This is a genomic window from Microcoleus vaginatus FACHB-2002 (assembly GCF_040004035.1).
Lineage (GTDB): Bacteria > Cyanobacteriota > Cyanobacteriia > Cyanobacteriales > Microcoleaceae > Microcoleus > Microcoleus vaginatus_C.
Window position 1 is genome coordinate 41,553 of record NZ_JAMPLN010000014.1, and the last position, 26,515, is coordinate 68,067.

The following is a 26,515-nucleotide window of genomic DNA, read 5'->3' on the forward strand; positions in this document are numbered from 1 at the left end:
GGACAAGAGTTTGAGAATATTTAATGTCGAAAGTCACAAAAGAGGAATACATGGCAGTTAAGAGCTGGGACAAAGAATTAACCGAGGAAAATCTCCGAGAGCAAATAGCCCAAGCTAAGCAAGCATGGAAAACCGCTGAGGCTACAGAACCGCGTGCCGAATCCGTGCAATATAATCAGTCTGAAGATTTAATAGTTATCAAACTGAAAAACGGCGCTATTTTTTGTTTTCCTCCAAAGCTGGCACAAGGCTTAGAAGGTGCTTCACCAGAACAGTTGGCTGATGTTTGGCTGCCTCCTTCTGGCAGCAGCGTACACTGGGAAAGCTTAGATGTTGATTTTGGCATTCCCGAACTTGTAGCAGGTATTTTTGGCACAAAATCTTGGATGGCTGAATTAGGTAGGAAGGGAGGACAGGCAATTTCAAGCTCTAAATCGGCAGCAGCCCGGAAAAATGGCAAGAAAGGCGGACGACCTAAAAAGAATATTTCTGTTAATTCTTGACATTAATTTGAGCTGTGAGATGTCAGCGACTTAAATCCCCGACTTCTTGGAGAAGCCGGGGATTTCTTGTGTAATTCTATGCCAAATCAAACAGCAAAAATTCAGCATCTTCCGTAGCTTCAATCGCCAATTCAGACTCGCCGCTAACCGCCGCCGCGTCGCCATTGTTCAAAGGCAAACCGTTGAGGAAAACCGAGCCGCGAGCAACTTGCACCCAAGCGTGGCGATTCGGCTGCAAAGTATGAGAAACCCGCGAGTCTTTATCCAAAACAGCCGCATACAAATCAACATCTTGATGCACTTTCACAGCACCATCTCTCGCATCTCGTGCCGCCACTAAACGCAGTTTTCCGTGCCTTTCTGCTAGGGGAAACTCCCGTTGCTCGTAACTCGGCTGCAAGCCTTTTGTATCGGGTAACAGCCAGATTTGCAGCAAATGAACTGGGTCTGTTTGCGAGTTATTGAACTCGCTGTGCTGGATACCCGTACCTGCACTCATCCGCTGTACTTCACCGGGTTTAATCACTGCACCAGTACCCAAACTGTCCTTGTGTTCTAATGCTCCTTCTAATACATAAGTAATGATTTCCATGTCGCTGTGTCCGTGAGTGCCGAAACCTCTGCCGGGGCTAACGACATCCTCATTAATTACGCGCAAAGAGCGAAAATTCATATAATTTGGATCGTAATAGCCGGCAAAAGAAAATGTGTGGTAACTGTCCAGCCAACCATGATTAGCGTGTCCTCTTGCTTCACTTTTTCTAACGGTAATCATTTTCTCAATCCTCAGTGAAATTTATCGGGTATTTCTTTGATGTTTTTATTTTAAACATAGTCAAGCTATTATGGTAAGTACGCACTTAAAAGTGCGGTACTTACCAAAAAGATACTATGCAAGTCCAAGAAGCAAAGGTCGATCGAGCAAATTGCCCTGTAGAACGCACTCTAGAGGTGATTGGCGGGCGCTGGAAAGTCTTGATTCTGCGGGAGTTGTTTCAAGGAGTGAAGCGCTTTAACGAACTGCAACGAGCTGTCAACGGCATTACTCAGAAGATGCTGACGCAGCAACTGCGGGAAATGGAATCAGACGCGATCGTGCACCGGGAAATTTACCTGCAAGTGCCGCCAAAAGTTGAATATTCTCTAACGCCTTTGGGCGAAAGTCTCAAACCGATTATTAATGCCATGCACGAATGGGGAATTCAGCATATTAGCGAAGATGGAAAATGAGCGGTTTCTAGATGTTTTTTTCCGTCTTCCGACAGATTTCAAATTTTCAACCTAGTTCAACAATAATAATATGAACAACATAGAGCGTCTCGCCACCCTCAACCGCATCCGCAAACTCAGCCGCCTGATGGATACCGCCATTGGCATCCCCGGCACTAAATTTCGCATTGGTTTAGACCCCATTATCGGTTTAGTTCCGGGTGCTGGGGATATCGTAGATACCGCGTTTTCCGCCTACCTAATTTATTTAGCCACTCGATTCAACATTCCCCAAAAAACTCTAGGGAAAATGATTTACAATATCGGTCTAGAAGCCGTGGTTGGTTCAGTACCTTTAGTAGGAGATATCTTCGATGCTTTTTATAAATCAAACATGAGAAATTTGGCGCTTTTAGAAGCACACCTCGAAGAAGTTGAACCCGAACTAGCCGCAGTTGCAGAACCTATTCCTGAACCTATTAAATTGTAGGCGCGGGTTTCACGCACAATAATTATAAATAACCAACAATCTCTCAAGCCTGCCCCCATCAAACGAGAAATCCCGCGCCTATTTTTCGCATTTAAAATGTAGGGGCGGGTTCACAAACAATAATTGTAAATAACACACAATCTCTCAAACCCGCCCCCACCCAACGAGAAATGCCGCGCCTATTTTTGCATTTAATATAAATCAAGGTTGATGTGGATTATTTGTTAGGTGGGGGCGGGTTTCTTAGATTGTTCATAGCTGGCCGGTATTATTTGTAAAACCCGCCCCTTGTATCTTAAAAGAGTCAGGCGCTCAAACCGTAGACCGCAGGCTATAGAACCGCAGACACGGTTTTAATCGAACCGTAGACATGGTTGTAATTGAATCGTAACACGAGTCAAGATAAAGAAACCATTAAAGTTTCTTCCTTAAGGTACACGTGACAGTAGAAAGTGTTCTGATAGGACATCAGAAATCGGTGAAGTTGGCCCGCCCCTTAGACTATTACAAGTCTGTTGCGTAGATAAGCTCCCATTACTGATGACAGGCGCATATAAAAAAACTGGACAGTATCTTAGGTGCTCGTTAAAACGAGACAGCCTGCATTCACAAGGTTAGTTAAATGCCTGTCAGGTTCTTTCATAGATAGGAGTACATCGGGAGCAAACAATGACACCCACAGTTTTAGGCATAGATATCAGTAAAAAAGACTTTCATGTCGTTTTACTGAAAGAAGAACGTGGCTCAAAACCCAAAAAGTTCACGAATAATACCGAAGGATTTGAGAGCTTGAATAAGTGGCTCAAAAAACAAGGTGTCGAAGAACTTCATGCTTGTATGGAAGCCACCAGTATTTATGGAGACGCCCTAGCTGAATTTCTGTATGAAGCAGGCTACCAGGTAAGTGTGGTTAATCCGGCTCGGATTAAAGGGTTTGCTAAAAGCGAACTTTTGCGTACTAAAACCGACTCGGTAGATGCAGCATTAATTGCTCGATTTTGTGCAGCGATTAAACCGTCATTCTGGAAGCCAACCCCGTTTGAAGTCAAGGAATTACAAGCTTTACTGCGACGACTAGAATCTTTGACTCTTATGTATCAACAGGAAGAGAATCGTTTAGAAACAGCTACGGAAACTGTAGCTAAACTTACGAAAGCTCATTTGGAGTACATCAAAGAACAACAAGCAGAAATCAAAAAAATGATTAGCGAGCATTTTGACCAACATCCACATTTAAAACAGCAGCGCCAGCTATTGACTTCGATTCCGGGAATTGGAGAACAAACTGCCGCTGTATTGTTAGCTGAAGTTGGTCGAATTGAAGATTACAAAAATGCTCGTCAACTCGCCGCTTATGCAGGTTTGACGAACTGTGAGCGTAGTTCAGGAACTTCTGTGCATGGCAAAACTCGTTTGTCTTGTACGGGAAATGTCAGATTGCGAAAGGCCTTGTATATGCCTGCGGTGGTGGCGATGCGTTGTAATCCTTTGCTCAAAGCCATGACTGAGCGATTATTGGGTCGTGGAAAGGTCAAAATGCAGGTGATTGGTGCTTTGATGAGGAAGTTGGTGCATTTGGCTTTTGGGATTTTAAAGTCCCAAAAACCTTTCGACCCCAGTTATTTGATCGCTACCTCTTGACAGGTCAAGACAGTATCTACATTTTAATCATTGATGTCGTTTAACCGCTTCCACCAAAGCAATAACATCCGCTTCCAGAGTATTAAAAGCCGTTACCAGTCTAACAGTACATTCATCCCACCGATAAAACAGAAAACCCTCAGCTAAAACCGCTGTAATTACAGATTCGGGAAGTTGAATAAAAATCTCGTTGGCTTCAACCCGATGGAAAAACTTCGCTCCCTCAACTCCCGCCAAACCTGCCGCTAATTTGGCTGCCATATTATTTGCATGAGCCGCATTCTTCAGCCACAAATCATCCGTTATATACGCTTCCAACTGCGCCGACAAAAACCGCATTTTCGAGAAAAGATGCCCGCTACGCTTGCGGTAAAAAGGGAAAGTCTTTGCTAATTCTTGATTAAAAAAAACCACAGCTTCCGCAGCCATTGCGCCGTTTTTTGTCGCTCCAAACGAGAGAATATCTACACCGGCGCGCCAAGTGACATCCGCCGGAGAACAGCCCAAACTGGCGACAGCATTTGCAAAGCGAGCTCCATCCATGTGCAGGTGCAAATTGTGAGCGCGAACTACTTCCGAAATGTGGCAAATTTCCGCTGGATTATAGACTGTGCCGGCTTCCGTTGCTTGAGTGATGCTGACGGCTGCGGGTTGTACGTGATGGACGACACCTGCACCAGCGCGATCGAGTATTTTTCCTAAAGTCTCTGCCTCTATTTTAGCATGGTTTCCTGTTACTGTCACTAACTTTGCACCGCCTGTAAAAAACTCCGGCGCGCCGCATTCATCCAGATTAATATGAGATTCCGCGTGACAGTAAACAGCCCCGTAAGGAGGAGTAACAACCGCAAGGGCCAGAGCATTAGCAGCAGAACCAGTTGCTACCGGAAAAACAGTCACCGATGTCTCGAACAAATCCGAAAATTTAACTTGCAAACGCTGTGTATATTCATCATCTCCGTAAGACATCACAGCACCGCAATTAGCCGCTGCAATCGCCGCCATAATCTCCGGCGAAACCCCGGTTGCATTGTCGCTACAAAAATTCATTAGAATAATTGGTAAATAGAATCTATAATATAACTCAACAGTCAGCAGTCAACACTCAAGCATTAAACTAAGAGGCAGAATTATGGCAGAATACCGCCAAATAGAATACCGCATCGGCAAAGACGGCAAAATTACCGAAACCGTCCTCAACGCCACCGGTTCGAGTTGCACCGAAACCACAGCCGGAATTGAAAAAGCTCTCGGAAAAGTAGAATCTCAAGACTTGCTGCCAGAATACTACCAAGGCGAAGAAAACTTGATAGTTGAACCAACGCAGACTTTAAAACAAGTTTAGAAGAGTTAAAGATGTTTGAGCTCCTCGGTGCAACAGTTGATGTAACAACAGTTCCTGCCTTCAGCTTCGCGCTGGCTGTCGGGGGCATTTTTCTCATTTTAGTCTACCTTTATGCTGCATCTGAGGCGGGAGATGCGATCGAATTTAAGTACGATACAATTCTGCGGGAACGCATGAATCAGCTAGACATTCTCGATTGGCAAGATTTAGGCGAAAAAGCAGGCTTAAGTCGCTTTGCGGTGCGCTTAGTGCGGCAGGGAGACGTGGGAAAACTCACCCTAGACCAACTGAGGCGGCTGGCAACAGTGCTGAATTTAAATTTTCAAGAGTTCGATCGCACTTTGAGCGCGCTGCCAATGTCGGCTACAATCACAACTGATCCCACCGAAATAGAAGAATTGAGGCAGCAGTGTTTCCGGTTGCGATCGGAATTGCAGCAGCAAAAAGCTCAACTAACTGCCGATTTCCGCCGCGCTACCTTTGAACAGTTGCAAACTTTGTTAACCAACTATCCCGCCGCCCGCAAAATGGCAGAAGCCAAGCCGGATATGCCCGCCAAAAATCTCTCCGCTTTGTTTACTCCCTTAGAAAATCTCTTGTCAAGCTGGGATTTTCAAACAATCGGTTCTGCGTGGGAACAAACTGCTTACAATCCGCAGTTGCACCAGCCGGATGTTGAGGATATAACCGAAGGAGAATTAGTTTATATTCGGTTTGTCGGCTATCGGGAGGGAGAGCGAATTCTTACTCCTGCTAAAGTTAGTCGCACCCTTCCAGCGGGAATGAAAAATTAAATTTAAAATTTTAAATCAACATGACTACAGTTGCCATTGACTTCGGTACCAGCAACACAGTTGTCTGCATTCTTAACCCGGATACGAAAACCCCAGAAACTTTAAGACTGGGCGAGATGTCCCGCATTTTTAAAACGAATAATTCGAGCGGAGATGTGCGAGAAGTATCTGTAGTGCCGACTTTAGTGTTTGTGAAAAATTCCGGAGAGTTGGTGTTGGGAGAAAAAGTGCGATCGCAGCGTTTGGGGCAAGCCCAGCCCGACCGCTTTTTCAAAGCTTTTAAACGCAATTTAGCTGCCGACTTTCAGCCACCACCCCGCAATATCGACGGCGAAACCTACACAGCAGAATCAGTAGCAGAACAGTTTATCAAAACTATTTGGAAACAATTATATTTACAAAATATACAGCCAAAAAAAGTAATTTTTACAGTCCCCGTTGGAGCATTTGAGCGATATCTAGATTGGTTTCGCGACTTAGGACAAAGTTTGGGAGTTGCGGAAGTTCAGGTAATAGATGAATCCACAGCCGCCGCCCTAGGATATGCAGTAAAACGCCCCGGTTCTCTAGTTTTAGTAGTTGATTTTGGCGGCGGAACTTTAGATTTAAGTTTAGTTCGTACTGCTGTAACCCCCCACTTACCCCCCCGAAGCTTGGGGGGGCTGGGGGGGGTGCGTGGCGAAGTATTGGCAAAATCCGATGCTTATGTCGGCGGCGAAGATATTGACATCTGGATTGTGGAAGATTATTTGCGGCAAATTGGTTCGTCGCGGGCAGAAGTCGGCCCAGTTGGCTGGCAAAATTTATTAGAAATAGCGGAAAAATTAAAAATTCAAGTTTCTCAAGTTAATGAGGCGAAGGAAAGCTGGTTTGACGATGAAAATTTTATGTCTTACGACTTGCAGCTAAACCGAGACAAGCTTGAGGAAATTCTGGAATCTAGACAGTTGTTAGAACAGTTGCGGGAAAGTTTAGATGAAGTTCTGAGTATTGCACAGGGAAAAGGTATCGGCAAAGCAGATATCGAACAGGTTTTGCTGGTAGGAGGAACTTCTTTAATCCCGGCTGTATCTAATTTAGTGGTTTCGTATTTTGGGCGGCAAAAAGTCCAAAGAGACAAGCCTTTTGAAGCAGTGGCGCACGGTGCTTTAGCCTTGACACAATTAGCGAGTGTTGACGATTATTTGCGCCACAGCTATGCAATACGCCTTTGGGAACCTTATACTAAAGCTTATGCTTATTCGCCGATATTTAGCAAGGAAATGAAGTATCCCTGTCAAAGTTCCGAAGAGTTGACGCTGCAAGTGGCAATTGAAGGGCAAAGGGAAATTCGGTTAGATATTGGGGAAGTTGCGGAGGTATCGCAAGCGGAGGTTATTTTTAACGAAAAAGGGCAAATGACGAGCAGTTTGCTCAACAAACAAACGGATTTTCGCTCTCTGGAAAGCCACCACCAGCAGGTTTGTGTGGCCCATTTGAACCCGCCTGGGGTATTGGGAATTGACAGGGTTTCGGTGAGTTTTGAGGTGGATGAGAAGCGGGTTTTGTTGGCGACGGTGCGGGATTTGGTGACTGGTAAGGTGTTGGTGGAAAAAGGGGCGATCGCCAAACTGCAATAATGGTAAAATTTTTAGATAACATTCGGATCTTGAAATCGGTACTAAACAAACTCTCGTCCGGATGGTGCGCGGACGGAAGAATATCGATTTAAATCAAATTTATGCCGCCATGAAAAAGCAACAAAATAAATTTAGCCACCTGACGGCAATCGAAAGAATTTATCTGTCATTTCCGGCAAGATTTTTATTGGATAAAAACTTGCTGCAAGGGAAAGTCTTAGATTTTGGGTGTGGCTTCGGCAGTGATGTTAGATTGTTGCAGCAAAAAGGCTTCGATATTACGGGTTATGACCCTTATTATTTCCCGGAATTCCCCGAAGATAAATTCGACACAATCATTTGCTTTTATGTTTTGAATGTTTTGTTTCCTGAAGAACAAGCTAATGTCCTGATGGAAGTGTCGCACCTGTTGAAACCGGGAGGGAATGCGTATTTTGCGGTGAGAAGGGATATCAAAAAAGAAGGCTTTCGAGAACATTACGTGCACAAAAAACCTACATATCAGTGCATTGTCAAACTTCCATTTAAGCCAGTTCACCTAGATGAGTATTGCGAAATTTACAAATACGTGCATTACAACCATCAAAGGAATTCTACTAATAACTGCATATTCTGCAATCCGTATAAAAACCTAATTTTGCTAACTGAATCAGCAACAGCTTATGCGATGTTTGACGGTTATCCAGCCAGCAAAGGTCATGTTTTAATCATTCCCAAGCGTCACGTTGCTAATTATTTTGAACTTCCGTTTCGAGAGCAATCGGCTTGCTGGTTTATGGCTAATAAGGTGCAAAAAATGTTAAGTAAAGAGTTTCATCCTGACGGGTTTAATGTGGGAATAAATATTAATAAACAGGCTGGTCAAAGTCGCACTCACGCGGCTATTCATGTGATCCCGCGTTATAAGGGCGATGCGGCTGGGAATAAAGGCGGAATTAGGTATGTGATTCCCAAGAGTGAAAAATAAAAGTTAGCCAATTGTGAAAAAAATTATTTTTTACCGCAGAGGCGCAGAGAACACAGAGGAATAGAGAAGAGAGGAATTCATAATTTTTGTAAGGATTGTTATATTTGAGCAAAGGGCGAGCAAAATAGAGTTAAAATGTGTTTGCAAGATCTAAAACTACACATTAGCAGCAATTTGGTGTTCTGTTTATGTCTAAGCGCAAAAATCAAGAATGGCTCAAGGAAACCCTAGAGCTCAAAGAAGACCACAATTGGAAGTCAAAGCCTGGAACTCGAATTTTTGTAGCAGGAAGAGGTGCAGTCCGCTTTGATGTCCCGGAAGATTGGCATTTTGAACCGGATACTAATTCGTTCCGGTTTACGGATAAAAAGCCGCCGGATGATGATTGTCGTTTGGAGGTTTCGTTTAATTTGCTACCACCTGGTAACTGGGCAGATTTTCCGCTGGTGCCGCTATTACAGAAGGTGGTTGAAGATGATACGCGGAATCCGATCGCTTTTGGGGAAATTATCCAATTGAAGCGGCAAACTGCCCGCGTTGTTTGGACTGAATTTAAGTTTATCGACCCTCCAGAACAGCGGGAAGCTTTTTCGCGAATCTGTATTGGATTGGGTTCTAATGTTCAGTGTTTGATTACTTTTGATTACTGGGTTGACGATGCACAGCGTTTGACTCCTGTCTGGGATACGGTGATGGATTCGTTAGTTCTGGGTTTGTTTATTAGCGACCCTCGAACGGGGTTCGCACGTCCCGACTAGACCGATTTTCTGGGAAACTTTCACCAACTAATTTTGCTAAGTGTTGGATTGGCAAGCCACCGGTCAGTAAATTTAGAACCTATATTAAACTTTACAACCGCTTTGCCATGAAAATATCTGGCTTGCCAATTCCGTTGGCGTCGGGCATCACTCCCACGATCGCAAAACCCATTTTTTGATAAAATTCGTAGGGATGACCGCGCAAATTTCTAATTTTGGCGACGTGTTCCCAAACGTTAGGATAAAGATTGATGCCTGAAAGAGTGGTTTGATTGTCTTCGTCGTCGGTGCCCACCCACAGCACGAGCCCTCCCCGGTTTTTAGCTTCTGCTGCCAAATCAGCTACGAGCGATCCACCAATTCCTTGTCCGCGAAATTCTGTTCTCACTACCAGCGGGTGCAGTTCCCAAACATTACCGTCATACTGTTTAATCCCGCCAATCCATCCCAAAACTTGATTGGTGTCGCCGACAGCAATTCGACTGATGCGATCGGCTCCCAAAGATTCTTGCACTTCTTGCAAAGCAGAATTTAGATCTGGCCAAGCATCGGGCCAATGCTCTTTAAAACCTTCAACTATTAATTTAGCTACCTGTTGAATTTTTGGCTCGTCGCCAGCACGCAAATCTGTAATTTGTACGTTCATGAATTTACATACTAAATCAAGGATTACGGACTAATACGCTCACAAACCGGATTTTATAATCGGGGTAATCGGCAAAAACGAAGTCAGGACTCACGCAGAATCTAATTATATCAAATCCGCGTTAAAAACCCTCGATCCGACTCGGTAATTGAAATCGCTACGTAACGAAGTTGCGTCTGAGCGAGCGAGGAACTAACAAATAAAGAGGGTATTTAAGCCAGATTTGATATTATTTCTTGTGCCAATCGAGCTGGAACGCAGGTTAGTAGAATACCCTTGAGGTTAAAACCAGTTTGTCGGGCGAGGGCAACATTCGCTACAGCTTGCCCGATCGCTAGCTTTCATATTTCAGTCTAGGCTAATTTTGCCATAAAATCGGATTTTGCTATCTGGTAAGGGCGATCGATATTCTGTGGAGATAGTTGGCGATCGCTAGTTTGCTAGATTTGAGGCGATCGGCTAATCCTGAAAATGCTATAATTATTAACAAGTTGTGCTTAGGGAGACTACGGAAATGCAGCTCGCACCATTTGAAAAAAAGATGTGGAAGAGTTCGCCAGCAAACACACCCAATAAAATGTCAGAGCGATGGACAAATCAGCACTACCACTTTCAAGAAACATCCATAATTACCGAGATTGATCGTGAAAAACTTCCCCGCCTTGTCGAATCATTAAAGATGTCGGGTTATATAGAAATGCGGTCATTTTACCAAAGGAGGGCGCGTTGGGATGCCACGATGAAATCGAGATTAATTGAGTCATTTATTCTCAATATTCCCGTCCCTTCAATAATTCTGTATAAACAAGATTTCAAACCTCATGAAGTCTTGGACGGTCAGCAACGAATATTCGCTATTCAGGAGTTTTATGAAAACAAACTTAAACTGACTGGGCTAGAAATTTTACCGGAATTAAACGGACATACCTACAACAGACTTCCTCTAAAAATTAGAGCTAATCTCGATCGCCGTTCCATATCATCGATCGTTATTCTTGCCGAACAAACCTCCAATCCGGAAGCGGACAAGTTCCTCAAACAAAAAACTTTTGAACGTCTAAATGCTGCCAGATTAAACTTCAGCCATCAGGAAAGGAGAAATATTTTATATCCTGGTAAGTTCAATGAACTGTTGCTAAAATTAGCGCGGAATCCAATATTTGCTGAAGCTTGGGGAATTCCAAAAGACGATAAAATTAGAGAATTAGAAACAAATAGCATTTATGCAAATATGGAGGATGCTGAATTAGTTTTGCGTTTTTTTGCCTTAAGACATATAGAACATTCTCAACTAAAATTGGCAGATTTTTTAGACTTATATATGATGAAAAGTTTAAACTTTACCACGCACGATATTATTTTTTTGGAAGATACTTTTATAGAAACTCTTACCTTAGCATATCGAGTTTACGGAAAGCATTTATTTAAACCATTCGATCCTCAATCTCAAACTTGGTCTGAACAATCCAATCGCTCCTATTATGATGTGACTATGCTTGGCTTTAACAAGCGTTTACTTGATGATTATAAATTTTATTCTCAAAGAAATAAAATTATTGAAGCAACAAAAGACCTCTTTAACAAACCAGAATCTCATTTTTTGACAGGAGATGGAACAACCAAGGCGGAGATTCAGCAGCGGCTCGGAATATTTGACGAAATGCTTTCGCAAGTTATCGGAGAATAACTTGCGATGTTTGAGGAGCTGATCGAGAAAGCTAGTGTCAAAATTTCAACTGTTCGTGCGATAATCAAGACTAACGATCGACTTAGAAGAATCGTATCTCGAGACAGTTTAAATCAACAGCAGTTGGAAGAAAATCCTGAATTTGCCGCCTTAATAGAGGTAATTCCTAGCGAAAAGGAGTGGGAAATTTACGATCGCTGTGCTGTAGTAACCCGATTGTATGCTATTTACGAGCGCTTCGTTGAGGATTTAATTTCGGATTGGTTGCGACTTATGCCGGAGTTGGTTCCACGTTATTCAGCTTTGGGAGAAAAAATCCAAAATACCCATCGAGAGGGTATAGGGCGTTTATTGATTGACATCAAAAAGAATAGGTTTCAACACCTTTCAGTTGAGAAAGTAGTGCAAGGATTATCCTGTGGAATTACTGAGAATGGAAAATACGAGTTACTTCCTGAAGCCTTTCTATTGCACGAGCAAAATTTACGGAAGGAAGTGCTAGAAACAGTTTTGAAAAATGCGGGAATTGATGAGGCATGGAAATGGATAATTAACCACAAAGAAGTTAAATATTTTGTCGAGGAAGTTCGCGGCAGTCAAAACTCTGCTGAAGGAGAACTAAAACAACTGGTTGACTATCGAAATAAAGCAGCACACGGCTCTGCAGACGAGATATTAGGAATTCAAGAACTGTTGGATTTAGCTGATTTTGTTGAGGCTTTATGTAAATCCCTCGCTGATTTAGTCACCTACAATATAATTTTACGCCAGATCGATCGAGGGCTGGTAAGGGAGATTGGAAAAATTACTGAGTGGTTCAAAAAGCCACAAGCAGGCGTAGCCAAAGTTAAAGAAGTTACATTAACTGTAGAAGAACGTGTTTTTCTAGTTTTATTTAATGATGAATTGTCCTACTGCTACTCTGCTAAAATTGAGAGCATTAAGGTTAATGATATTTCCCACAATCATGTGGAAATAACCTCGGAGGAAGAAGTAGGGCTAAAGTTCGATCGGGACGCCAGAATAGGATTGACTATTTATGTAACTAAATCAAACCAAGTTGACTGAATCTTTCGTTAACTGCGATCGCCCGATCGCCAATTCCCCGCAAAATACTAACACAAGTGCCGTACAATTATCCCACCATCCGGCATCAACCAACCTGCTAACCCCATGCTTTGCGATTACCTGGTACAAATCCTCACCGCCCGCGTCTACGATGTTGCTCAAGAAACAGCCCTAGAATGCGCCCCGAATCTATCAGCACGGCTCAACAATAAACTTTTGCTGAAGCGAGAGGATATGCAGTCGGTGTTTTCCTTCAAGCTGCGGGGTGCGTACAACAAAATGGCGCAACTGTCGCCGGATTTGCTAGCACAAGGTGTGATTGCAGCTTCCGCCGGCAACCACGCCCAAGGAGTCGCCCTCGCCGCCCGCCACCTGGGAACTCGCGCCATCATAGTCATGCCCGTAACGACGCCGCAGGTGAAGGTAAATGCGGTGATAGCGCGTGGTGGAGAGGTAGTCTTGCATGGGGACGCTTACGATGATGCCTACGCCTTTGCGCGCCAATTAGAGGCCGAAAAAGGTATGACTTTTATTCACCCTTTTGATGACCCCTACGTGATTGCTGGACAGGGTACGATCGGCATGGAAATTCTGCGGCAACATCAAAAACCAATTCACGCGATTTTTGTGGCAATTGGTGGCGGTGGATTGATTTCGGGAATTGCGGCCTATGTCAAGCGGTTGCGGCCGGAAATTAAGATTATTGGCGTCGAACCGGTGGATTCCGATGCCATGAATCAATCGCTGAAAGCCGGTAAACGGGTGCGTTTGTCGCAGGTGGGTTTATTTGCTGACGGCGTTGCTGTGCGGGAAGTGGGGGAGGAAACTTTTCGGTTGTGTCAGGAGTATGTGGATGAGATTATTTTGGTGCATACGGATGATGTTTGCGCGGCGATTAAGGATGTTTTTGAAGATACGCGATCGATCTTAGAACCTGCAGGCGCTTTGGCGATCGCAGGTGCGAAAGCTTACGTCGAACGGGAACAAATCGCAGGAGAAACGTTAATTGCTGTGGCTTGCGGCGCGAACATGAATTTCGATCGGCTGCGTTTTGTAGCAGAAAGAGCCGAGTTTGGCGAACGCCGCGAAGCCATTTTTGCAGTCACAATTCCCGAACAGCCGGGAAGTCTCCGCAGGTTTTGCGAATGTCTGGGAAAACGCAATTTAACTGAATTTAGCTATCGAATTGCGGATGAGAAAGAGGCACATATATTTATCGGTGTACAAATTCAAAACCGTGCCGATGCCGTGAAGATAGCCGCAAGTTTTGAAGATTGTGGCTTCAAAACTTTGGATTTAACTGATGATGAATTAACGAAGTTGCACGTGCGGCATATGGTGGGCGGGCGTTCGATGCTAGCGAATCATGAATTGTTTTATCGCTTTGAATTTCCCGAACGTCCCGGTGCGTTGATGAAGTTTGTCGGTTCGATGAGTCCTAACTGGAATATCAGCGTTTTTCACTATCGAAATAACGGGGCTGATTACGGGCGAATTGTGGTGGGAATTCAGGTGCCGCCGGATGAGATGCAGGAGTGGCAGGCTTTTTTGGATACGCTGGGCTATCAGTATGGGGATGAGAGTCAAAATCCGGCTTATAAGTTGTTTTTGAGGTAGGGTTTTTTGGGAAATTCACCCTCTTTATGAAGTTTAAACCGGGGCAACCAGGGGAGGATTGCCCCTACAAAAACAAATTACTCGCAACGCGAGACTAAGAAATCAGCCGGATAATGAAGCTGTTAAGTATACTTAAGGAAAGAACACTAAATTTTGATATTTTTATGCAAACACCACAAAGTGGACAAATACCGGGAATTTTAATACAAAGTCTTTATGAAACAGATTTTTATGCTTGGACTCAAGAACAAGCAAAACTCCTCAAACATCGAGAATGGAGTCAAATTGACCTACCTAATTTAATCGAGGAGATTGAGTCATTGGGAAAACAACAACGCGCCGAATTAAGAAATCGCTTGAGTATTTTGATTGGACATTTGCTTAAATGGGAATATCAAGTATCAAAAAGAAGTCGCAGTTGGGTGAATACAATTTGCATCCAGCGTATCGATTTATTAGAGTTACTCAAAGAGAATCCAAGTCTCAAACCTTACCTACAAGAAGCTCTCCAGACAGCTTACATCAAAGGAATGGCATTAGCTTCTGGAGAAACAAATCTGCCGCGAAAAACTTTTCCAGAGAATTGTCCGTATGTGTTGGAAGACATTTTTAGCGAGGCTTTTTATCCGGGTGAACCTGCAACAGATGATGTGATGGAATGAGAGCGATATTAGTTTTTGAATTAGGGCGAGCGAGTTTAAGGTGCGTCAAAGCTAAATTATACCGTTACAACTCATCATAAAGGGAGATACTGAATTTGTCCTGCCAATTCTCCCTCAAGGCTGCACTCCAAAAGTATCAGAATATCATCAATTACCCTACCAATTGGTGCATCGAAGGTAACTTCAACAACTCCTGACATTGGCTTACCTGCGGCCATACGTTCATAGGCATAGCGCGTAATCGTAGCCACATCATAAGTCAGCAAAATTCGATTTTCTTGGGCTGCCCATTCCAGCACTATTGGGTCATCTTCACCGGATAAGCCCACATCTTGGACGCGAACAATATCAATATCTGGTTTGCGACGCATCAAACCTCTAACAATTGTATTGTCAAAGTTTTCATCCGCTAGGAATTTCATGCCGATCGCTCTTGTTTGCGGGCCATTAATCTGTCGCGCAATCCCTGCGGGTCAAACTTTGCTTCATTCGTCTTGCGAATCTCTTGTGCCTGTTGCTGTCGAAGCTGCAAATATGTTTCGACTTCCTGCTGGTGATTGAGGTAAAAACCTATGGTGGCATACACATCAGCCAACCGGAGTGACGGATAACGATAAACTATTTCCTCTGCTGTACTTCCCTGCTTAAAGACTGCAATGACGGTATCTAAAGTCACGCGAGTTTTACCCACTCGCACCACACCGTCAGCATTAGTTTCTAGGGGTGCAGGTTCAGCTACAACTACTAATGTCATGGCAACCTCAACGTTCGCTGTCTTGATTGTATCGGAAGGTCGATCAAACTTGACGGGCGATCGCACGATTCCCAAACATCAGGTTTATGAAATGCGATCGCCCTACTCGTCAGTAGCCTCAATTCTTCTGCAACCATTTTGTCAGCACGCGCATCCACTGGCCCGTATTCGGTGCACGCTGCAAGTCGCTCCAGTCTGCCATTTGGGCAAAACCTAGTCGCACCAGCCAATTTACTACGGCGGTTATGCCTTGGCGGGAGCCAACAACCATGATACGCACGGGTTCCCGGTTTTCTCGATCGTCCGTGGGAGTTGGGTCTTGTTGGATTTGGAGGTCGTTGGGCGGTTCGATTGGAAAGTCTTTAGCCATTGGGAAGTCCTCATCTTCAAAATCTACCAATAACTACATATGTGTAGTTACCTCTATCATACTGCAATAACTACATATGTGTAGTCATTTACGGTTGGGGCATCCCTTGGCATCATGGGGTGCATGGGAAAAGCTGGTCAAGTTCTGAGAGATGTGCTGAACACCTATGGCATTAGCCAAAACAAATTGGCGATCGCAATGGGTGTGCGAAGTTCTGTTGTCTATCGTTGGTTTAATGAGTTGATAGATCCAACTGGAGACACGCTTGTGAAGATGGTTGTGGCGTTAAAGTTGCTCGATATAGATGCAGCGCGGGAGTTTGTGCAGCGCTATTTGGGTGAGATTTTGGAGGATGAGGGTGAGGGTGAGGTCGATCGATCTACAAACACAGAATAGAGTTAATGATAAAATTATGGCAGAGTGGCAATGACACCGAATTCAAAGCGATGACAGCAGCACTTCCCATTTCTCTCACTCTCGAAGCTTTCCTCAAACTACCAGAAACTCAACCTGCGAGTGAATTTATTAACGGACGCATTCACCAAAAGAGTATGCCTCAAGGCAAACATTCTCGTTTGCAACTCAAGTTTTGCAACGCTGTTAATCTAGTTGCGGAAGCAGAACGAATTGCTCTTGCTTTTCCCGAATTGCGCTGTACTTTTGGCGGGCGTTCTATTGTACCTGATGCTACAGTATTTGCTTGGGATAGAATCACTTTTGAAGCGGATGGCGAAGTTCCGAATTCCTTTGAAATTCATCCCGACTGGACAGTAGAAATTTTATCCCCAGACCAGAAAGCAACTAAGGTGATTAGTAATATTTTACACTGTTTGAAATACGGGACTCAGCTCGGATGGTTAATCGATCCAGAGGAACGGTTTATTTTAGCATTTATTCCCGGACGAGAACCAGTTGAGTTAACGGGACAAGATCGGTTGCCCGTGCCAAGTTTTTTAACATTAGATTTGACAGTAGAGCAGGTTTTTGGGTGGCTGAAAGCAGGTGGATAACTTGGCTCTAATTTCGAGCAGATCGCAAATTCCGCACATCCTCAATAGTGAGTCCGGTTGTTTGACTGATAGTTGCATCATTCAGGCGATCGAGCAATTGCCGCGCGATCGCAACTAAGATGCGATCGCGCGGCGGTATGATATTCCTAATGTTGAAACTATTTGGTAGTTGCGGGCGATCGCACTTGGGTTTTCTGGTTAGGGCGATCGATCTTAAGCCTAATACTTAGAACTTAAAGTATTATATCAGCAGCGATTTCCTGACGTACTATCTCAGCTAGACTATCCCACTGAGCGTCTGTTGTAGCTTCAAATTGAGCCTGCCACGCCCGTTCATCACTGATATCCTCTTCCGCCATTAGAATGCGGATTAACTCTCGTTTCTCGATCGCAGACAGTTGTCTAATGGTAGGGAGTAATTCTGTTAGTGTCATCGCTTGTTTTCCTACGATGCGTCTATGTTAACGGTAGCAGGTCAACGCAGTAATTGCAACTTCCAGGGGATTTGGACAAAAAATGCCAAAAAATTCCTATAATAAAGACTCTTAAAAACTTAACACTAAAGGCTGAGGTTAACGTCGTGACAATAACTTCACAAGAAACGGATGTAGAGATTCAACAATTCCCTATTGTTCTGGGACAGGGAGGGGAAATTACTATTCCCCAGTTATTACAAGATGCTCTCAAAGTCGATCGGGGAGATATGCTGGTGCTACTGCAAATAGGCAATCTGATTGTGCTTGCTCCCAAACAACCTCAAGTTTCCCAACTAATCGATCGGATTGCAACGATTATGGAAAATGAAAATGTGGGTTTGACTGATTTATTGTCGGGTTTAGAGGCCGAGAGTGAGGCGATTTGGCGGGAGAAAAAGTCTTGATGAGCGACGAATAAGAAAGGAGAGCGTGCTTTTGAGTAATTCACTCTAGCCTACCGAATCTCCTTGCTTCCTCTTGCTTCCTTTTTTCTTCTTCGGCTTTCTTAATTGGTTCAAGTCTTAACCTCAAAGACTCCATATGATTGAGCCAAGAACCTACGCGAAAGCAATCGATAATATAACGATTCTGTCCCCAAACATATATTACGGAGAAAACTCGGGTGTGAAGAGGTACTAGGTTAATTTCGGTTGAACTTAATTCCCGCCCATCATCGTACAATTTATACTTGTAAGAAATTTGAACAATATCATCCTGGTAATTATACGTAGTTAAATCTAATTCATCTGTCTCCTTTTCATGTTTTTCCCCAAAATGGACAGTAAAAGGAATACAGATACTATAAACTTCCCTCGCCAGGGATTTTTGCCATTCAACTTTTTCATCAAATGTGTCAATTTTTTGCCAATCATAGTCATTTATTGACATTTGATATTTCTCCATTAGATATGTATTTTTAGTATAAAAATATTTAGAACTAAAGATCGCTGTCAAGCTTATATTTGCAACAAAAAGTAGCCATCTATTTCATCAAGAGATCAGGCAGTTTTTGCCCTATATCCTGGATCACATAATCAGAAAAACTCGAAGCAAAATGCCTACCTCCACTCTTCATTTGGTAGCCAGATTGCCGTGATTGGTTATCATACCAATAATGAACATGGTTGTCATCTGGATCAGACTCACTGGTAGGTGCTACCAGGAAACCTATTACAAGACCTGATGATGTATCAACGTTAAATTTAACTTGATACCCAGGCAATTCAGAGTAGGTATTCCAAGTTCTTGGCCAAACTCGATCTTTTCCCATAAAACACCTCGTGATTTTTTGTTCATACTAGACCGATCGCACTAACCCTGTAAAGGAAAAAAAGTTGGAAAAAGTTGGAACTTCCTAAAAATCCGACGCGAAGCCAAAAAAAGTGGGAAAAAGTGGGAAAAAGTTTGGTATAGTAACCATACCTATCTCACCATCCCACCTATGGATAGTCCTCAGATATTGCAATTTGTCGATGAAGCTGTCTATACCAACACAGGTAAACGTCTAAATAACTTGCAGCGGAGGATTATCGCAGGCATACTGAAGCGTCAAAGATATGCTGATGTTGCAGAAAGTTATGGTTATAGTTTCCAGCACGTTAAAAAGGCTAGTCACGAACTTTTACAAATGTTATCTGAAGTGTTTGGCGAATCTGTTAAAAAAAGTAATCTTGAATCCGTTATAGAAAGACAGATAAATCAGAATATAACTCTTGGTAAAAATAATAATTTTCAAAATAACAGAATTAGCTACGTCAATAATTGTCCTACTCCGTCTACTCCTACCCCAGATAAAAGTCAGCCGGAAACTGGCGACTTGCAGGAGGAAACCCAAATAAAAACTAAGATTGAAACAATTGATAAATTACGGCAGTTTGGCTTGAGCGACGAGCAAATTGCAGAAGCGCTAGATATACCTTTAGAGCTGGTTAAGCAGGTGGACTTCGAGGAGTAAATCTGTGCTATCTCCGAATTTTACTGGATCGGGCGATTCCCTACGGGATAGCTTCGCTTCACGCTCTTAGTTGTTTTGTTATAATCATCGAATGTTGCCTTGTTGAAGTAAAATAAAATATCCCCAGATATTTTCAGCTATGAACACAAAACTAATTGAATCCTTAGTACAAATCATCCAGACACTCTCAGAAAAGGAGCAATTGCTAATAAAAGTCAAACAATTTAATAACATCCCCTATCCTTCTACTGTGGAAATAATCCAGTTAGCCCAAAGCGGAGGAGCATTTCCATTCCTGCACGACGAACCTGATATTTACACCCTTGAAGATGGAGAGCCAATTTAGTGAAGCTAAAAAAGGAGATATTGTTTTATCCCACATTCCGCAGGTCTTTAAACAGAATTGATGGTTATAAATTTGAAAAATTTAAGCCTGAAGTGATTGCTGACCAATAACTTCAGGCTTTTTGAGTTAAAATGAACTCATCGCGGGTCAAAGAGGAAAAAACCATGAATGAGCCCAAAGAACCCAAAAAAGTCCTAAATTTAGACCTTCTAGGAATAGTAGCAGGCATAATAGACAAGAGGGAATTAGTAGAAGAAGTCAACTTTCATAGTAAGAATAACAACCCAAGAAATTCTCAGCCCAGGACAAGTCATGAAAGCAATGATTTTAAATGGACTAGGATTTTTAAGCGCCATTATACATATTCGAGCAATTTTTTGTAAAAAAATCAAGATCACATCTAATAGGAATCTAATAGGAAAGGGAATACTACCTGAACATCTAGACGACTATAGATTCGGAAGAGCACTCGACCAATATTATCAAGTAGGAACCCCAAAACTCTTCACAAAAATCGCCATCAAAGCCACAAGCGATCGCCCTTAAGAACGATCGCCCGCCATCCCATCCGCGTCCATCCGCGTCCATCCGCCTACATCTGCGGTCAAAAAAAGAACCATCGCCTCAAAAAAATAAGGTGGGCCGCAGCCCACCCTACTCAAATTATTTCGCAGTCACCAACTGTGCCGGCAGCCGCTTAAACGCCAACCTTTCATTCTCGATATCCACAAAAATGGTATCGCCGTCAGCAAAATCTCCCCGCAAAATACCCTTCGCTATTTGCGTTTCCAACTCGCGTTGAATTCCCCGCTTCAATGGCCGCGCACCGTAAACCGGATCGTAACCAATTTCTGCTAAGAAATCGATCGCCGATTCCGACAATTTCAGAGACATTTTGCGATCCGCTAACCGTTTTTCCAAGCGCTTAACTTGCAACAGCACAATCTGCCGCAGTTCTGCCTTACTCAAACCGTGGAAGATAATCATCTCATCAATCCGGTTCAGGAATTCCGGGCGGAAAGTTCCCCGCATCGCTTCCATCACCCGACTCCGCATTTGTTCGTTATCTCCCGCCACATCTAAGATGTATTGAGAGCCGACATTCGATGTCATAATAATCACAGAATTCTTAAAGTCTACCGTGTGACCTTGAGCATCCGTGACGCGGCCGTCATCCAGAATTTGCAGCATGATGTTGAATACATCCGGGTGCGCTTTCTCAATTTCATCGAATAGAATCACGGAGTAAGGACGGCGGCGCACAGCCTCAGTTAATTGTCCGCCTTCATCGTAGCCAACATATCCCGGAGGCGCACCAATTAACCGCGAAACCGCGTGTTTCTCCATGTATTCCGACATATCTATTCGCACGATCGCTTCTTCCGTGTCGAACAGATAAGCCGCTAATGCTTTGGCTAATTCAGTTTTACCAACACCCGTGGGGCCGAGGAAGATAAAACTGGCAACCGGACGATTGGGATCGGCTAAACCGGCGCGCGATCGCTGAATTGCATCTGCAACCGCAGTCACCGCTTCATCCTGTCCAATTACCCGCTTGTGCAGTTCATCTTCCAAGTGCAGAAGTTTCTGCATTTCCGATTCAACCAACTTGCTGATCGGAATTCCCGTCCACTTGGAAATAATCTCCGCAATGTCACCTTCTGTAACTTCTTCCCGCAGCAGAGTTTGACCTGTGGTTTGAGTTGCTGTCAGTTGAGTTTCCGCTTCTTGCAGTTGTTTTTGCAACTGAGTTAACGTGCCGTATTTCAACTCAGCAGCGCGGTTTAGGTCATATTTTAACTCAGCTTGCTGAATTTCAATATTGACCTTATCAATCTGTTCTTTAATCTTTTGAATGCTGCCGATGACACCTTTTTCCGATTGCCATTGAGCATTCAAACCGTTTTGCTGTTCCTTGAGGTTGGCTAAGTCTTTTTCCAGTCTTTCCAAACGTTCTATCGAAGCAGAGTTACTTTCTTTTTGCAGCGACAGTCTTTCCATTTCTAGCTGCAAAATCCTGCGGTCGATTTCGTCTAGTTCTTCCGGCTTGGAGGTAATCTCCATTTTGAGTTTAGCCGCTGCTTCGTCCACTAAGTCAATGGCTTTGTCTGGAAGGAAGCGATCGCTAATATATCGAGTAGACAAAGTAGCCGCCGCCACTAGGGCGCTGTCAGAAATTTTAACGCCGTGGTGAACTTCGTACCGTTCTTTCAAGCCCCGCAAAATCGAGACAGTATCTTCAACTGTCGGTTGGTCAACATAAACTTGTTGAAAACGGCGTTCTAGTGCCGCATCTTTTTCGAGGTACTTGCGGTATTCGTCGAGAGTTGTAGCGCCGATACAGCGCAATTCTCCCCTCGCTAACATGGGTTTAAGTAAGTTACCGGCATCCATCGAGCCTTGAGTTGCACCCGCACCGACAACGGTATGAATTTCATCGATAAATAAGATGACTTTGCCGTTGCTGTCGGTAACTTCTTTGAGCACCGCTTTCAAGCGTTCTTCAAATTCTCCCCGGAATTTTGCACCTGCAATTAACGCGCCCATATCTAGGCTAATTAATTGTCTGTCTTTGAGAGATTGTGGCACATCTCCGGTGATAATTCGCTGGGCGAGTCCTTCGGCGATCGCAGTTTTGCCGACTCCCGGTTCCCCAATCAATACCGGATTATTTTTGGTGCGACGGCTCAAAATTTGTATCGTGCGGCGGATTTCGTCATCCCGTCCGATTACCGGATCGAGTTTGCCTTGACGCGCGGCTTCAGTCAAATCTCGGCCGTATTTTTCCAGCGCTTCGTATTTGCCTTCTGGATTTTGATCGGTCACTTTGTTCTTCCCCCGGACTTGGGTAATGATATCTTTGAGCTTGGCTTCATCTAGTTTAAATTCTTGTAGTAGATTTTTGCCAAAACGATCGTCCTTAACGTAACCTAGTATCAAATGCTCGATCGAAATAAATTCATCGCCGTAGTCTTTGCGATAAGTTTCGGCGCGATCGAGCAAAGTGTCGAGAGAACGACCGAGATAAACGTTGCCGCCGCTTCCAGTAATTTTCGGCTGACGACTGATAAACTCATCAGTGCGATCGCGCAATTTTGCTACAGAAACTCCCGCTTTGTTAAATAAGCTGCTAGCGAGCCCAGATTCTTGTTCCAGCAAAGCTTTCATCAAGTGTTCGCTTTCTAGCTGCTGCTGCTGACCTGCTTTGACGATTTCGGGGGTGCGCGCGAGGGCTTCCCAGGCTTTTTCTGTAAATTGGTTTGGATTATTCGGTTGCATAAATTTTAATTCCCTGAATAGAAAATGATGACTGCTGTAGAGGCAATTGCTCGATCGCCCGTACAATTGTCATTGTAGGGAGTTGCGGAGGGCGATCGGATCGGTGTTCCCCTATCTGTAGATAGGTATTTCCGTCCTTTGTCGCAGTCTCTGGCAGCCAAAAGCAAACTGTCGCCCCTAAAAGTTGCACTCTTGGATAAAAGCAACTCTCACATTAAAAATGCTTTCTAGTGCCACTTAAAAAAACTGCACATTCTTAAACAGTCTCGTGCGGAAAATTGAGAAACACTCATGTAAATAGGAGAGAGGACTTGATAAGCGTCACAGTCCTATAGCTAAACCCAAAGCGTTATTGTTTTACGCATCAATAACAGCAGCTATAACTCTCACACCTAGAAAATATAGCTATGAAAATTTTACCTTTAATTTCGTTAGGTATTATAGCAAGTGCCGCGATCGCACTAGCCCCTGAAGCTTTGGCAAGTACCTGGCGTGCCGCACACCGGATGTCTGGTTTTTCCGCCGACAGCAATTACTACTTGTATCTAGAAAGTTCCAGAGATACAGGAGCGGGAATTCCCAAAGCAAAATTGCAAATTGTCCAAGTTGCTGCAAATTCCTGCATCAAAAATGGGTGTATCCAAACTAAATATGGCGAGCCAGACTCCAATAAAAGCACTAAAATGGCAGAAGATGACTTGCTTAAAAAAAGTTGGAATAACAGGCAAACTTTGAAGTTAACTCCTCCTCAAGCTGGAACTAAACTGAACATTATTTCTCGTACTCCCGGAGCCAATGGAAGCGAGACAGTCGCCGTCAAAGTCAATACCGCAAAGCCTTTACAAATTCGCCTGGAACAGCGGCAAAAAACTACTCCTCCTGGCAAAGAAAGCGCGGCAATGCGTCTTGTAATTAATCATAACGGTCGGCAGCGTGTCCTCGGATCGCTGAACAATTTTCAAGATTGGGTGTTCTCTTATTCAATCCGAGAAGTTCGTTTGTCTCCGAACGGGCGCAATGTCGTTGTCCTGGTGGACAAGACAGAACGCACTTTTGAAGGAGTCTTGAAAACTACTGTTGTACAAGGCTTTGTTCTGTAGGCTTGCTATATTCCCAGGTTTTGACCTGGGAATTATCAAAACTTACGCAGAACCCCTATATGTAAGATGTGCAGCGTTCACCTACAAATAGAGTCTGTGCGTCAGTCCGGGTTGTTAATTATTCTTTATTTTGATAATTGATATATCAATACATTTTAAAATTTCCCTCTTCCTTCCTCGGTGTTTCTTTTTCCTTGAACATCTGCCTCCTGACTATTGAGGAATGCTCAATAATTAATCCGTGTATCCGTGTCAAAATCCATATTTTGCCTCACTTCATCCCTGCATTATCACCCGTTCCGGGAGACTGACAATAAAAGTTGAACCTTTACCGTCTTCGCTTTCGACGCTAATTTCGCCGCCGAGAATTTGACACAAACGCTGGCTAATTGTCAATCCCAAACCAGTGCCTCCGTACTTGCGAGTAGTCGAAGCATCAGCTTGGGTAAAAGGTTTAAATATCTGCTCTAATTGCTCGTTTGTCATGCCGATGCCGGTGTCGCTGACTCTAAACATTAAAACTTGAGAAGTATAGTTTGAACCCGATTGAAAATCATTATTTTTATTTGGTTTCACCGGTCTTGATTTTTCAATTTTCATTCTTTCGACGCCGATAGTAATGACGCCTTTTTCGGTAAACTTGGCAGCATTGCTGAGCAAATTGAGGAGAATTTGTCGCACTTTCGGTTGGTCGGCGTACATTGTGCCGAGTTCGCCTTTTGTTTTCAGTGCTAAAGCATTGCCTTTTTTTTCTACTAGCGGTTGAGCCGTAGTCATCACTTCTTCAATCATGGTTGCCACGTCGAAGTTTTCCAAATAAAGGGTGACGTGACCTGCTTCTATTTTGGAAATGTCGAGGATGTCGCTAATCATATCCAGCAGGTGTTTGCCTGCGGTTTGAATTTTTTCTAAGTCCGGGAGAAAGTCTTCTGAACCCGAATCTTGAGCATCTTCTTGCAGCATTTCGCTGTAGTTGATGATGGCATTGAGGGGGGTGCGGAGTTCGTGGCTCATGTTGGCGAGAAATGCACTTTTGGAGCGGTTGGCAGCTTCGGCTGCTACTTTTGCTTCGTGCAAGTCTTCTGTATATTCTGCTACGCGCTGAATGAGTTCGTTGAGCGAAACTGCCAGCATTCCCACTTCGTCGGAAGTAGTGACGGGTACTTGCAAATCAAAGTTTGATTCTTCGGTAACTCGCTGGGCGATGAGGGTGGTGGCTTCTAAGGGGCGGGCGATCGCCCGGCTGGTGTATGCTGCAAGTACGGCTGCCAGACCAGCGGATACTGCTAGAGAGCCAACCAGAATCAGAGTTCCAAGTTTTTCGGCTTCCTCGTAGGTTCTAAATGCCTCATCTGCTTTATCGCGAAAGTTGCCGGCCAGTTGGGCTGAATCTTCGGAAAACTGTTTGAGTTTAAAAGCAGTTTCGCCTGCCACAAAATTGTTCAAGTTCTGCCCCAAAGCCTGCTGCTGCTTCGGATTCAAAGCAGATAATTTCGCAGCAGCCAACAATTTTTGTACTTGTTGAAAGTATGATTCTACGGTTTTGCCGTTGACTTGAGCGAACTGTTGAAGCTGTTGGTAGTCTTTGGCAATCTCGGGATTCTTTGTCTGCGACGGGGTTTGCAGTTGTTCGAGGATGCCGCTCATCTGAGCAACGCGAGTCAGGAATTCCGAGCGTTGGCGATCGAAAATTTGCGGTTTGGCCGTCAGACTCGCGAGCTCTTGCTGCTGAATTCTGACTTCCTGCACCGTGTTGTTGAGGTTTGTCAGGATTTCCGCTTTATCTCGGTCGATCGCTAGTTTTTCTCTAACTTGCTGTTTATGATAGGATTCTACTCCCCGTCCCGCCACAGCACCCAAAACGGCAATACTAATGACCAAGGCGTATCCGCAGCCGATTTTCTGCCTGATACCCAAGCGGCCCAACAGACTTTTCAACCCTATTTGAGGACGGTTCTGCAGTTGATTTTTCAAAGCTAAGGTTAAAGACATGGGCAATGTACTCGTCACCTTTGAGAGGCACCATCTATATTCTAATTGATGCCTGCCGGAGGGTAAATAAAGTTCTGGCTTCAAGCCAGCTTTCGGCAGTTATTGGGCCTTTGCAGGGTTCCACAGCTCGATCGGCTTGACAGTTTGGAGCAGTTATGCGTCAGAAATTATAGCAGAAGGAATAAGGCTCTTCGGCTGCCTTCGGCTAGCTTCCCTTCGGCGATACGA

General features: G+C 44.0%; 33 protein-coding genes and 1 pseudogene. 20 read left to right on the forward strand and 14 right to left on the reverse strand.

The genetic code is table 11. The annotated features are described in order from the left end of the window. Positions 1-23 precede the first annotated feature (23 nt). On the forward strand, positions 24-503 hold the full coding sequence (locus NDI35_RS14025) for a DUF2442 domain-containing protein (protein ID WP_445313267.1): 480 nt from the start codon (positions 24-26) through the stop codon (positions 501-503). Positions 504-579: 76 nt separating this feature from the next. On the opposite strand, the gene NDI35_RS14030 is transcribed toward NDI35_RS14025, so the two are convergent. Continuing rightward, positions 580-1,278, reverse strand: coding sequence for a pirin family protein (locus tag NDI35_RS14030; RefSeq protein ID WP_445313268.1), 699 nt, complete (start codon positions 1,276-1,278; stop codon positions 580-582). Positions 1,279-1,394: 116 nt separating this feature from the next. Between NDI35_RS14030 and NDI35_RS14035 the strand changes: the two genes are divergently transcribed. The 3 genes from NDI35_RS14035 (at position 1,395) to NDI35_RS14045 (ending at position 3,843) form a co-directional block, all read left to right on the forward strand. Continuing rightward, positions 1,395-1,733: a winged helix-turn-helix transcriptional regulator gene (locus tag NDI35_RS14035; protein ID WP_333042695.1), complete on the forward strand. Its 339-nt coding sequence runs from the start codon at positions 1,395-1,397 to the stop codon at positions 1,731-1,733. A 70-nt stretch (positions 1,734-1,803) separates the two neighbouring features. Continuing rightward, the gene (locus NDI35_RS14040; protein WP_445313269.1) at positions 1,804-2,202 is read left to right on the forward strand and encodes a DUF4112 domain-containing protein; all 399 of its coding nucleotides are present in this window, start codon (positions 1,804-1,806) and stop codon (positions 2,200-2,202) included. Between the two features lie 669 nt (positions 2,203-2,871). Next, the gene (locus NDI35_RS14045) at positions 2,872-3,843 is read left to right on the forward strand and encodes an IS110 family RNA-guided transposase (RefSeq protein WP_445313270.1); all 972 of its coding nucleotides are present in this window, start codon (positions 2,872-2,874) and stop codon (positions 3,841-3,843) included. Between the two features lie 27 nt (positions 3,844-3,870). Here the strand turns inward: NDI35_RS14045 and NDI35_RS14050 are convergent, their stop codons facing one another. Next, positions 3,871-4,893: a threonine aldolase family protein gene (locus tag NDI35_RS14050; protein WP_445313271.1), complete on the reverse strand. Its 1,023-nt coding sequence runs from the start codon at positions 4,891-4,893 to the stop codon at positions 3,871-3,873. A gap of 82 nt (positions 4,894-4,975) precedes the next feature. Here NDI35_RS14050 and NDI35_RS14055 point away from each other — a divergent pair, with 82 nt between their 5' ends. The 5 genes from NDI35_RS14055 to NDI35_RS14075 all read left to right on the forward strand — a co-directional run bounded on the left by NDI35_RS14055 (position 4,976) and on the right by NDI35_RS14075 (position 9,326). After that, positions 4,976-5,188, forward strand: a complete 213-nt coding sequence (locus NDI35_RS14055) for a DUF2997 domain-containing protein (RefSeq protein WP_445313272.1) — start codon at positions 4,976-4,978, stop codon at positions 5,186-5,188. A gap of 11 nt (positions 5,189-5,199) precedes the next feature. Further along, positions 5,200-5,982, forward strand: coding sequence for a nucleotide exchange factor GrpE (locus tag NDI35_RS14060; protein ID WP_445313273.1), 783 nt, complete (start codon positions 5,200-5,202; stop codon positions 5,980-5,982). 20 nt (positions 5,983-6,002) lie between these two features. Further along, positions 6,003-7,601 (forward strand): Hsp70 family protein, encoded by a 1,599-nt coding sequence (locus NDI35_RS14065; RefSeq protein ID WP_445313274.1) that lies wholly within the window; start codon positions 6,003-6,005, stop codon positions 7,599-7,601. Positions 7,602-7,710: 109 nt separating this feature from the next. After that, on the forward strand, positions 7,711-8,568 hold the full coding sequence (locus NDI35_RS14070) for an HIT family protein (RefSeq protein WP_445313275.1): 858 nt from the start codon (positions 7,711-7,713) through the stop codon (positions 8,566-8,568). 188 nt (positions 8,569-8,756) lie between these two features. Then, the gene (locus NDI35_RS14075) at positions 8,757-9,326 is read left to right on the forward strand and encodes an Alr1449 family protein (protein WP_445313276.1); all 570 of its coding nucleotides are present in this window, start codon (positions 8,757-8,759) and stop codon (positions 9,324-9,326) included. A 91-nt stretch (positions 9,327-9,417) separates the two neighbouring features. Here NDI35_RS14075 and NDI35_RS14080 read toward each other — a convergent pair whose 3' ends face one another. Then, positions 9,418-9,972, reverse strand: a complete 555-nt coding sequence (locus tag NDI35_RS14080; protein WP_445313277.1) for a GNAT family N-acetyltransferase — start codon at positions 9,970-9,972, stop codon at positions 9,418-9,420. A gap of 514 nt (positions 9,973-10,486) precedes the next feature. On the opposite strand from NDI35_RS14080, the gene NDI35_RS14085 reads away from it, so the two are divergent. From NDI35_RS14085 to NDI35_RS14100, 4 genes are all read left to right on the forward strand, one after another. Then, positions 10,487-11,659, forward strand: a complete 1,173-nt coding sequence (locus NDI35_RS14085) for a DUF262 domain-containing protein (RefSeq protein ID WP_445313278.1) — start codon at positions 10,487-10,489, stop codon at positions 11,657-11,659. 6 nt (positions 11,660-11,665) lie between these two features. Continuing rightward, on the forward strand, positions 11,666-12,727 hold the full coding sequence (locus tag NDI35_RS14090; RefSeq protein WP_445313279.1) for an MAE_28990/MAE_18760 family HEPN-like nuclease: 1,062 nt from the start codon (positions 11,666-11,668) through the stop codon (positions 12,725-12,727). Positions 12,728-12,811: 84 nt separating this feature from the next. Continuing rightward, complete coding sequence (gene ilvA / locus NDI35_RS14095) at positions 12,812-14,344, forward strand: threonine ammonia-lyase, biosynthetic (protein WP_445313366.1); 1,533 nt, start codon at positions 12,812-12,814, stop codon at positions 14,342-14,344. Positions 14,345-14,508: 164 nt separating this feature from the next. After that, positions 14,509-15,006: a DUF29 domain-containing protein gene (locus NDI35_RS14100; RefSeq protein ID WP_445313280.1), complete on the forward strand. Its 498-nt coding sequence runs from the start codon at positions 14,509-14,511 to the stop codon at positions 15,004-15,006. Between the two features lie 74 nt (positions 15,007-15,080). On the opposite strand, the gene NDI35_RS14105 is transcribed toward NDI35_RS14100, so the two are convergent. From NDI35_RS14105 to NDI35_RS14120, 4 genes are read right to left on the reverse strand one after another with little or no spacing between them, the layout of a single operon-like run. Continuing rightward, positions 15,081-15,428 (reverse strand): DUF5615 family PIN-like protein, encoded by a 348-nt coding sequence (locus NDI35_RS14105; RefSeq protein WP_445313281.1) that lies wholly within the window; start codon positions 15,426-15,428, stop codon positions 15,081-15,083. Continuing rightward, a complete protein-coding gene (locus NDI35_RS14110; protein ID WP_445313282.1) occupies positions 15,425-15,760 on the reverse strand; it encodes a DUF433 domain-containing protein in 336 nt (111 codons plus the stop codon). Before NDI35_RS14110 ends, NDI35_RS14105 begins: the two co-directional genes overlap by 4 nt. Beyond that, complete coding sequence (locus tag NDI35_RS14115; RefSeq protein WP_445313283.1) at positions 15,757-15,897, reverse strand: hypothetical protein; 141 nt, start codon at positions 15,895-15,897, stop codon at positions 15,757-15,759. The genes NDI35_RS14110 and NDI35_RS14115 overlap by 4 nt, the downstream gene beginning before the upstream one ends. Next, on the reverse strand, positions 15,879-16,130 hold the full coding sequence (locus NDI35_RS14120; protein WP_445313284.1) for a hypothetical protein: 252 nt from the start codon (positions 16,128-16,130) through the stop codon (positions 15,879-15,881). The genes NDI35_RS14115 and NDI35_RS14120 overlap by 19 nt, the downstream gene beginning before the upstream one ends. Positions 16,131-16,253: 123 nt before the next feature. Here NDI35_RS14120 and NDI35_RS14125 point away from each other — a divergent pair, with 123 nt between their 5' ends. Continuing rightward, on the forward strand, positions 16,254-16,526 hold the full coding sequence (locus tag NDI35_RS14125) for a helix-turn-helix domain-containing protein (RefSeq protein WP_333243632.1): 273 nt from the start codon (positions 16,254-16,256) through the stop codon (positions 16,524-16,526). Positions 16,527-16,576: 50 nt separating this feature from the next. Next, complete coding sequence (locus NDI35_RS14130; protein WP_445313367.1) at positions 16,577-17,140, forward strand: Uma2 family endonuclease; 564 nt, start codon at positions 16,577-16,579, stop codon at positions 17,138-17,140. A 7-nt stretch (positions 17,141-17,147) separates the two neighbouring features. Here the strand turns inward: NDI35_RS14130 and NDI35_RS14135 are convergent. Continuing rightward, a pseudogene (locus NDI35_RS14135) lies at positions 17,148-17,255 on the reverse strand (Rpn family recombination-promoting nuclease/putative transposase); the annotation flags it as partial. A 118-nt stretch (positions 17,256-17,373) separates the two neighbouring features. Continuing rightward, the gene (locus tag NDI35_RS14140; RefSeq protein WP_445313285.1) at positions 17,374-17,574 is read right to left on the reverse strand and encodes a hypothetical protein; all 201 of its coding nucleotides are present in this window, start codon (positions 17,572-17,574) and stop codon (positions 17,374-17,376) included. Positions 17,575-17,720: 146 nt separating this feature from the next. Between NDI35_RS14140 and NDI35_RS14145 the strand changes: the two genes are divergently transcribed. Then, positions 17,721-18,020, forward strand: a complete 300-nt coding sequence (locus NDI35_RS14145; protein ID WP_445313286.1) for a hypothetical protein — start codon at positions 17,721-17,723, stop codon at positions 18,018-18,020. A 40-nt stretch (positions 18,021-18,060) separates the two neighbouring features. Here the strand turns inward: NDI35_RS14145 and NDI35_RS14150 are convergent, their stop codons facing one another. Both NDI35_RS14150 and NDI35_RS14155 read right to left on the reverse strand, forming a co-directional pair. Further along, on the reverse strand, positions 18,061-18,504 hold the full coding sequence (locus tag NDI35_RS14150) for a hypothetical protein (RefSeq protein WP_445313287.1): 444 nt from the start codon (positions 18,502-18,504) through the stop codon (positions 18,061-18,063). A gap of 94 nt (positions 18,505-18,598) precedes the next feature. Beyond that, positions 18,599-18,886 (reverse strand): hypothetical protein, encoded by a 288-nt coding sequence (locus NDI35_RS14155; protein WP_445313288.1) that lies wholly within the window; start codon positions 18,884-18,886, stop codon positions 18,599-18,601. Positions 18,887-19,057: 171 nt separating this feature from the next. Between NDI35_RS14155 and NDI35_RS14160 the strand changes: the two genes are divergently transcribed. The 3 genes from NDI35_RS14160 (at position 19,058) to NDI35_RS14170 (ending at position 20,462) form a co-directional block, all read left to right on the forward strand. Next, a complete protein-coding gene (locus NDI35_RS14160; RefSeq protein ID WP_445313289.1) occupies positions 19,058-19,570 on the forward strand; it encodes a helix-turn-helix domain-containing protein in 513 nt (170 codons plus the stop codon). A 139-nt stretch (positions 19,571-19,709) separates the two neighbouring features. Next, positions 19,710-19,916, forward strand: a complete 207-nt coding sequence (locus NDI35_RS14165) for a hypothetical protein (RefSeq protein WP_445313290.1) — start codon at positions 19,710-19,712, stop codon at positions 19,914-19,916. A gap of 321 nt (positions 19,917-20,237) precedes the next feature. After that, complete coding sequence (locus NDI35_RS14170; protein WP_445313368.1) at positions 20,238-20,462, forward strand: DUF4277 domain-containing protein; 225 nt, start codon at positions 20,238-20,240, stop codon at positions 20,460-20,462. 117 nt (positions 20,463-20,579) lie between these two features. Here the strand turns inward: NDI35_RS14170 and clpB are convergent, their stop codons facing one another. Together clpB and NDI35_RS14180 are read right to left on the reverse strand one after the other, a co-directional pair. Next, positions 20,580-23,195 carry an ATP-dependent chaperone ClpB gene (clpB, locus tag NDI35_RS14175; RefSeq protein ID WP_445313291.1) on the reverse strand — a complete coding sequence of 872 codons (2,616 nt, stop codon included), beginning with the start codon at positions 23,193-23,195 and terminating at the stop codon, positions 20,580-20,582. Continuing rightward, on the reverse strand, positions 23,182-23,385 hold the full coding sequence (locus tag NDI35_RS14180) for a hypothetical protein (RefSeq protein ID WP_445313292.1): 204 nt from the start codon (positions 23,383-23,385) through the stop codon (positions 23,182-23,184). Before NDI35_RS14180 ends, clpB begins: the two co-directional genes overlap by 14 nt. 217 nt (positions 23,386-23,602) lie before the next feature. Here NDI35_RS14180 and NDI35_RS14185 point away from each other — a divergent pair, with 217 nt between their 5' ends. Next, a complete protein-coding gene (locus NDI35_RS14185; protein ID WP_445313293.1) occupies positions 23,603-24,295 on the forward strand; it encodes a DUF2259 domain-containing protein in 693 nt (230 codons plus the stop codon). Between the two features lie 276 nt (positions 24,296-24,571). Here NDI35_RS14185 and NDI35_RS14190 read toward each other — a convergent pair whose 3' ends face one another. After that, complete coding sequence (locus NDI35_RS14190; protein WP_445313294.1) at positions 24,572-26,287, reverse strand: sensor histidine kinase; 1,716 nt, start codon at positions 26,285-26,287, stop codon at positions 24,572-24,574. Between the last annotated feature and the right edge of the window lie 228 nt (positions 26,288-26,515).

Bases quoted from the DNA above. Each gene is read 5' to 3' on its own strand.
- NDI35_RS14025 (WP_445313267.1), top strand. From the start codon at position 24: ATGTCGAAAGTCACAAAAGAGGAATACATGGCAGTTAAGAGCTGGGAC.
- NDI35_RS14030 (WP_445313268.1), bottom strand. From the start codon at position 1,278: ATGATTACCGTTAGAAAAAGTGAAGCAAGAGGACACGCTAATCATGGT.
- NDI35_RS14035 (WP_333042695.1), top strand. From the start codon at position 1,395: ATGCAAGTCCAAGAAGCAAAGGTCGATCGAGCAAATTGCCCTGTAGAA.
- NDI35_RS14040 (WP_445313269.1), top strand. From the start codon at position 1,804: ATGAACAACATAGAGCGTCTCGCCACCCTCAACCGCATCCGCAAACTC.
- NDI35_RS14045 (WP_445313270.1), top strand. From the start codon at position 2,872: ATGACACCCACAGTTTTAGGCATAGATATCAGTAAAAAAGACTTTCAT.
- NDI35_RS14050 (WP_445313271.1), bottom strand. From the start codon at position 4,893: ATGAATTTTTGTAGCGACAATGCAACCGGGGTTTCGCCGGAGATTATG.
- NDI35_RS14055 (WP_445313272.1), top strand. From the start codon at position 4,976: ATGGCAGAATACCGCCAAATAGAATACCGCATCGGCAAAGACGGCAAA.
- NDI35_RS14060 (WP_445313273.1), top strand. From the start codon at position 5,200: ATGTTTGAGCTCCTCGGTGCAACAGTTGATGTAACAACAGTTCCTGCC.
- NDI35_RS14065 (WP_445313274.1), top strand. From the start codon at position 6,003: ATGACTACAGTTGCCATTGACTTCGGTACCAGCAACACAGTTGTCTGC.
- NDI35_RS14070 (WP_445313275.1), top strand. From the start codon at position 7,711: ATGAAAAAGCAACAAAATAAATTTAGCCACCTGACGGCAATCGAAAGA.
- NDI35_RS14075 (WP_445313276.1), top strand. From the start codon at position 8,757: ATGTCTAAGCGCAAAAATCAAGAATGGCTCAAGGAAACCCTAGAGCTC.
- NDI35_RS14080 (WP_445313277.1), bottom strand. From the start codon at position 9,972: ATGAACGTACAAATTACAGATTTGCGTGCTGGCGACGAGCCAAAAATT.
- NDI35_RS14085 (WP_445313278.1), top strand. From the start codon at position 10,487: ATGCAGCTCGCACCATTTGAAAAAAAGATGTGGAAGAGTTCGCCAGCA.
- NDI35_RS14090 (WP_445313279.1), top strand. From the start codon at position 11,666: ATGTTTGAGGAGCTGATCGAGAAAGCTAGTGTCAAAATTTCAACTGTT.
- NDI35_RS14100 (WP_445313280.1), top strand. From the start codon at position 14,509: ATGCAAACACCACAAAGTGGACAAATACCGGGAATTTTAATACAAAGT.
- NDI35_RS14105 (WP_445313281.1), bottom strand. From the start codon at position 15,428: ATGAAATTCCTAGCGGATGAAAACTTTGACAATACAATTGTTAGAGGT.
- NDI35_RS14110 (WP_445313282.1), bottom strand. From the start codon at position 15,760: ATGACATTAGTAGTTGTAGCTGAACCTGCACCCCTAGAAACTAATGCT.
- NDI35_RS14115 (WP_445313283.1), bottom strand. From the start codon at position 15,897: ATGGTTGCAGAAGAATTGAGGCTACTGACGAGTAGGGCGATCGCATTT.
- NDI35_RS14120 (WP_445313284.1), bottom strand. From the start codon at position 16,130: ATGGCTAAAGACTTTCCAATCGAACCGCCCAACGACCTCCAAATCCAA.
- NDI35_RS14125 (WP_333243632.1), top strand. From the start codon at position 16,254: ATGGGAAAAGCTGGTCAAGTTCTGAGAGATGTGCTGAACACCTATGGC.
- NDI35_RS14130 (WP_445313367.1), top strand. From the start codon at position 16,577: ATGACAGCAGCACTTCCCATTTCTCTCACTCTCGAAGCTTTCCTCAAA.
- NDI35_RS14140 (WP_445313285.1), bottom strand. From the start codon at position 17,574: ATGACACTAACAGAATTACTCCCTACCATTAGACAACTGTCTGCGATC.
- NDI35_RS14150 (WP_445313287.1), bottom strand. From the start codon at position 18,504: ATGTCAATAAATGACTATGATTGGCAAAAAATTGACACATTTGATGAA.
- NDI35_RS14155 (WP_445313288.1), bottom strand. From the start codon at position 18,886: ATGGGAAAAGATCGAGTTTGGCCAAGAACTTGGAATACCTACTCTGAA.
- NDI35_RS14160 (WP_445313289.1), top strand. From the start codon at position 19,058: ATGGATAGTCCTCAGATATTGCAATTTGTCGATGAAGCTGTCTATACC.
- NDI35_RS14165 (WP_445313290.1), top strand. From the start codon at position 19,710: ATGAACACAAAACTAATTGAATCCTTAGTACAAATCATCCAGACACTC.
- NDI35_RS14170 (WP_445313368.1), top strand. From the start codon at position 20,238: ATGATTTTAAATGGACTAGGATTTTTAAGCGCCATTATACATATTCGA.
- clpB (WP_445313291.1), bottom strand. From the start codon at position 23,195: ATGCAACCGAATAATCCAAACCAATTTACAGAAAAAGCCTGGGAAGCC.
- NDI35_RS14185 (WP_445313293.1), top strand. From the start codon at position 23,603: ATGAAAATTTTACCTTTAATTTCGTTAGGTATTATAGCAAGTGCCGCG.
- NDI35_RS14190 (WP_445313294.1), bottom strand. From the start codon at position 26,287: ATGTCTTTAACCTTAGCTTTGAAAAATCAACTGCAGAACCGTCCTCAA.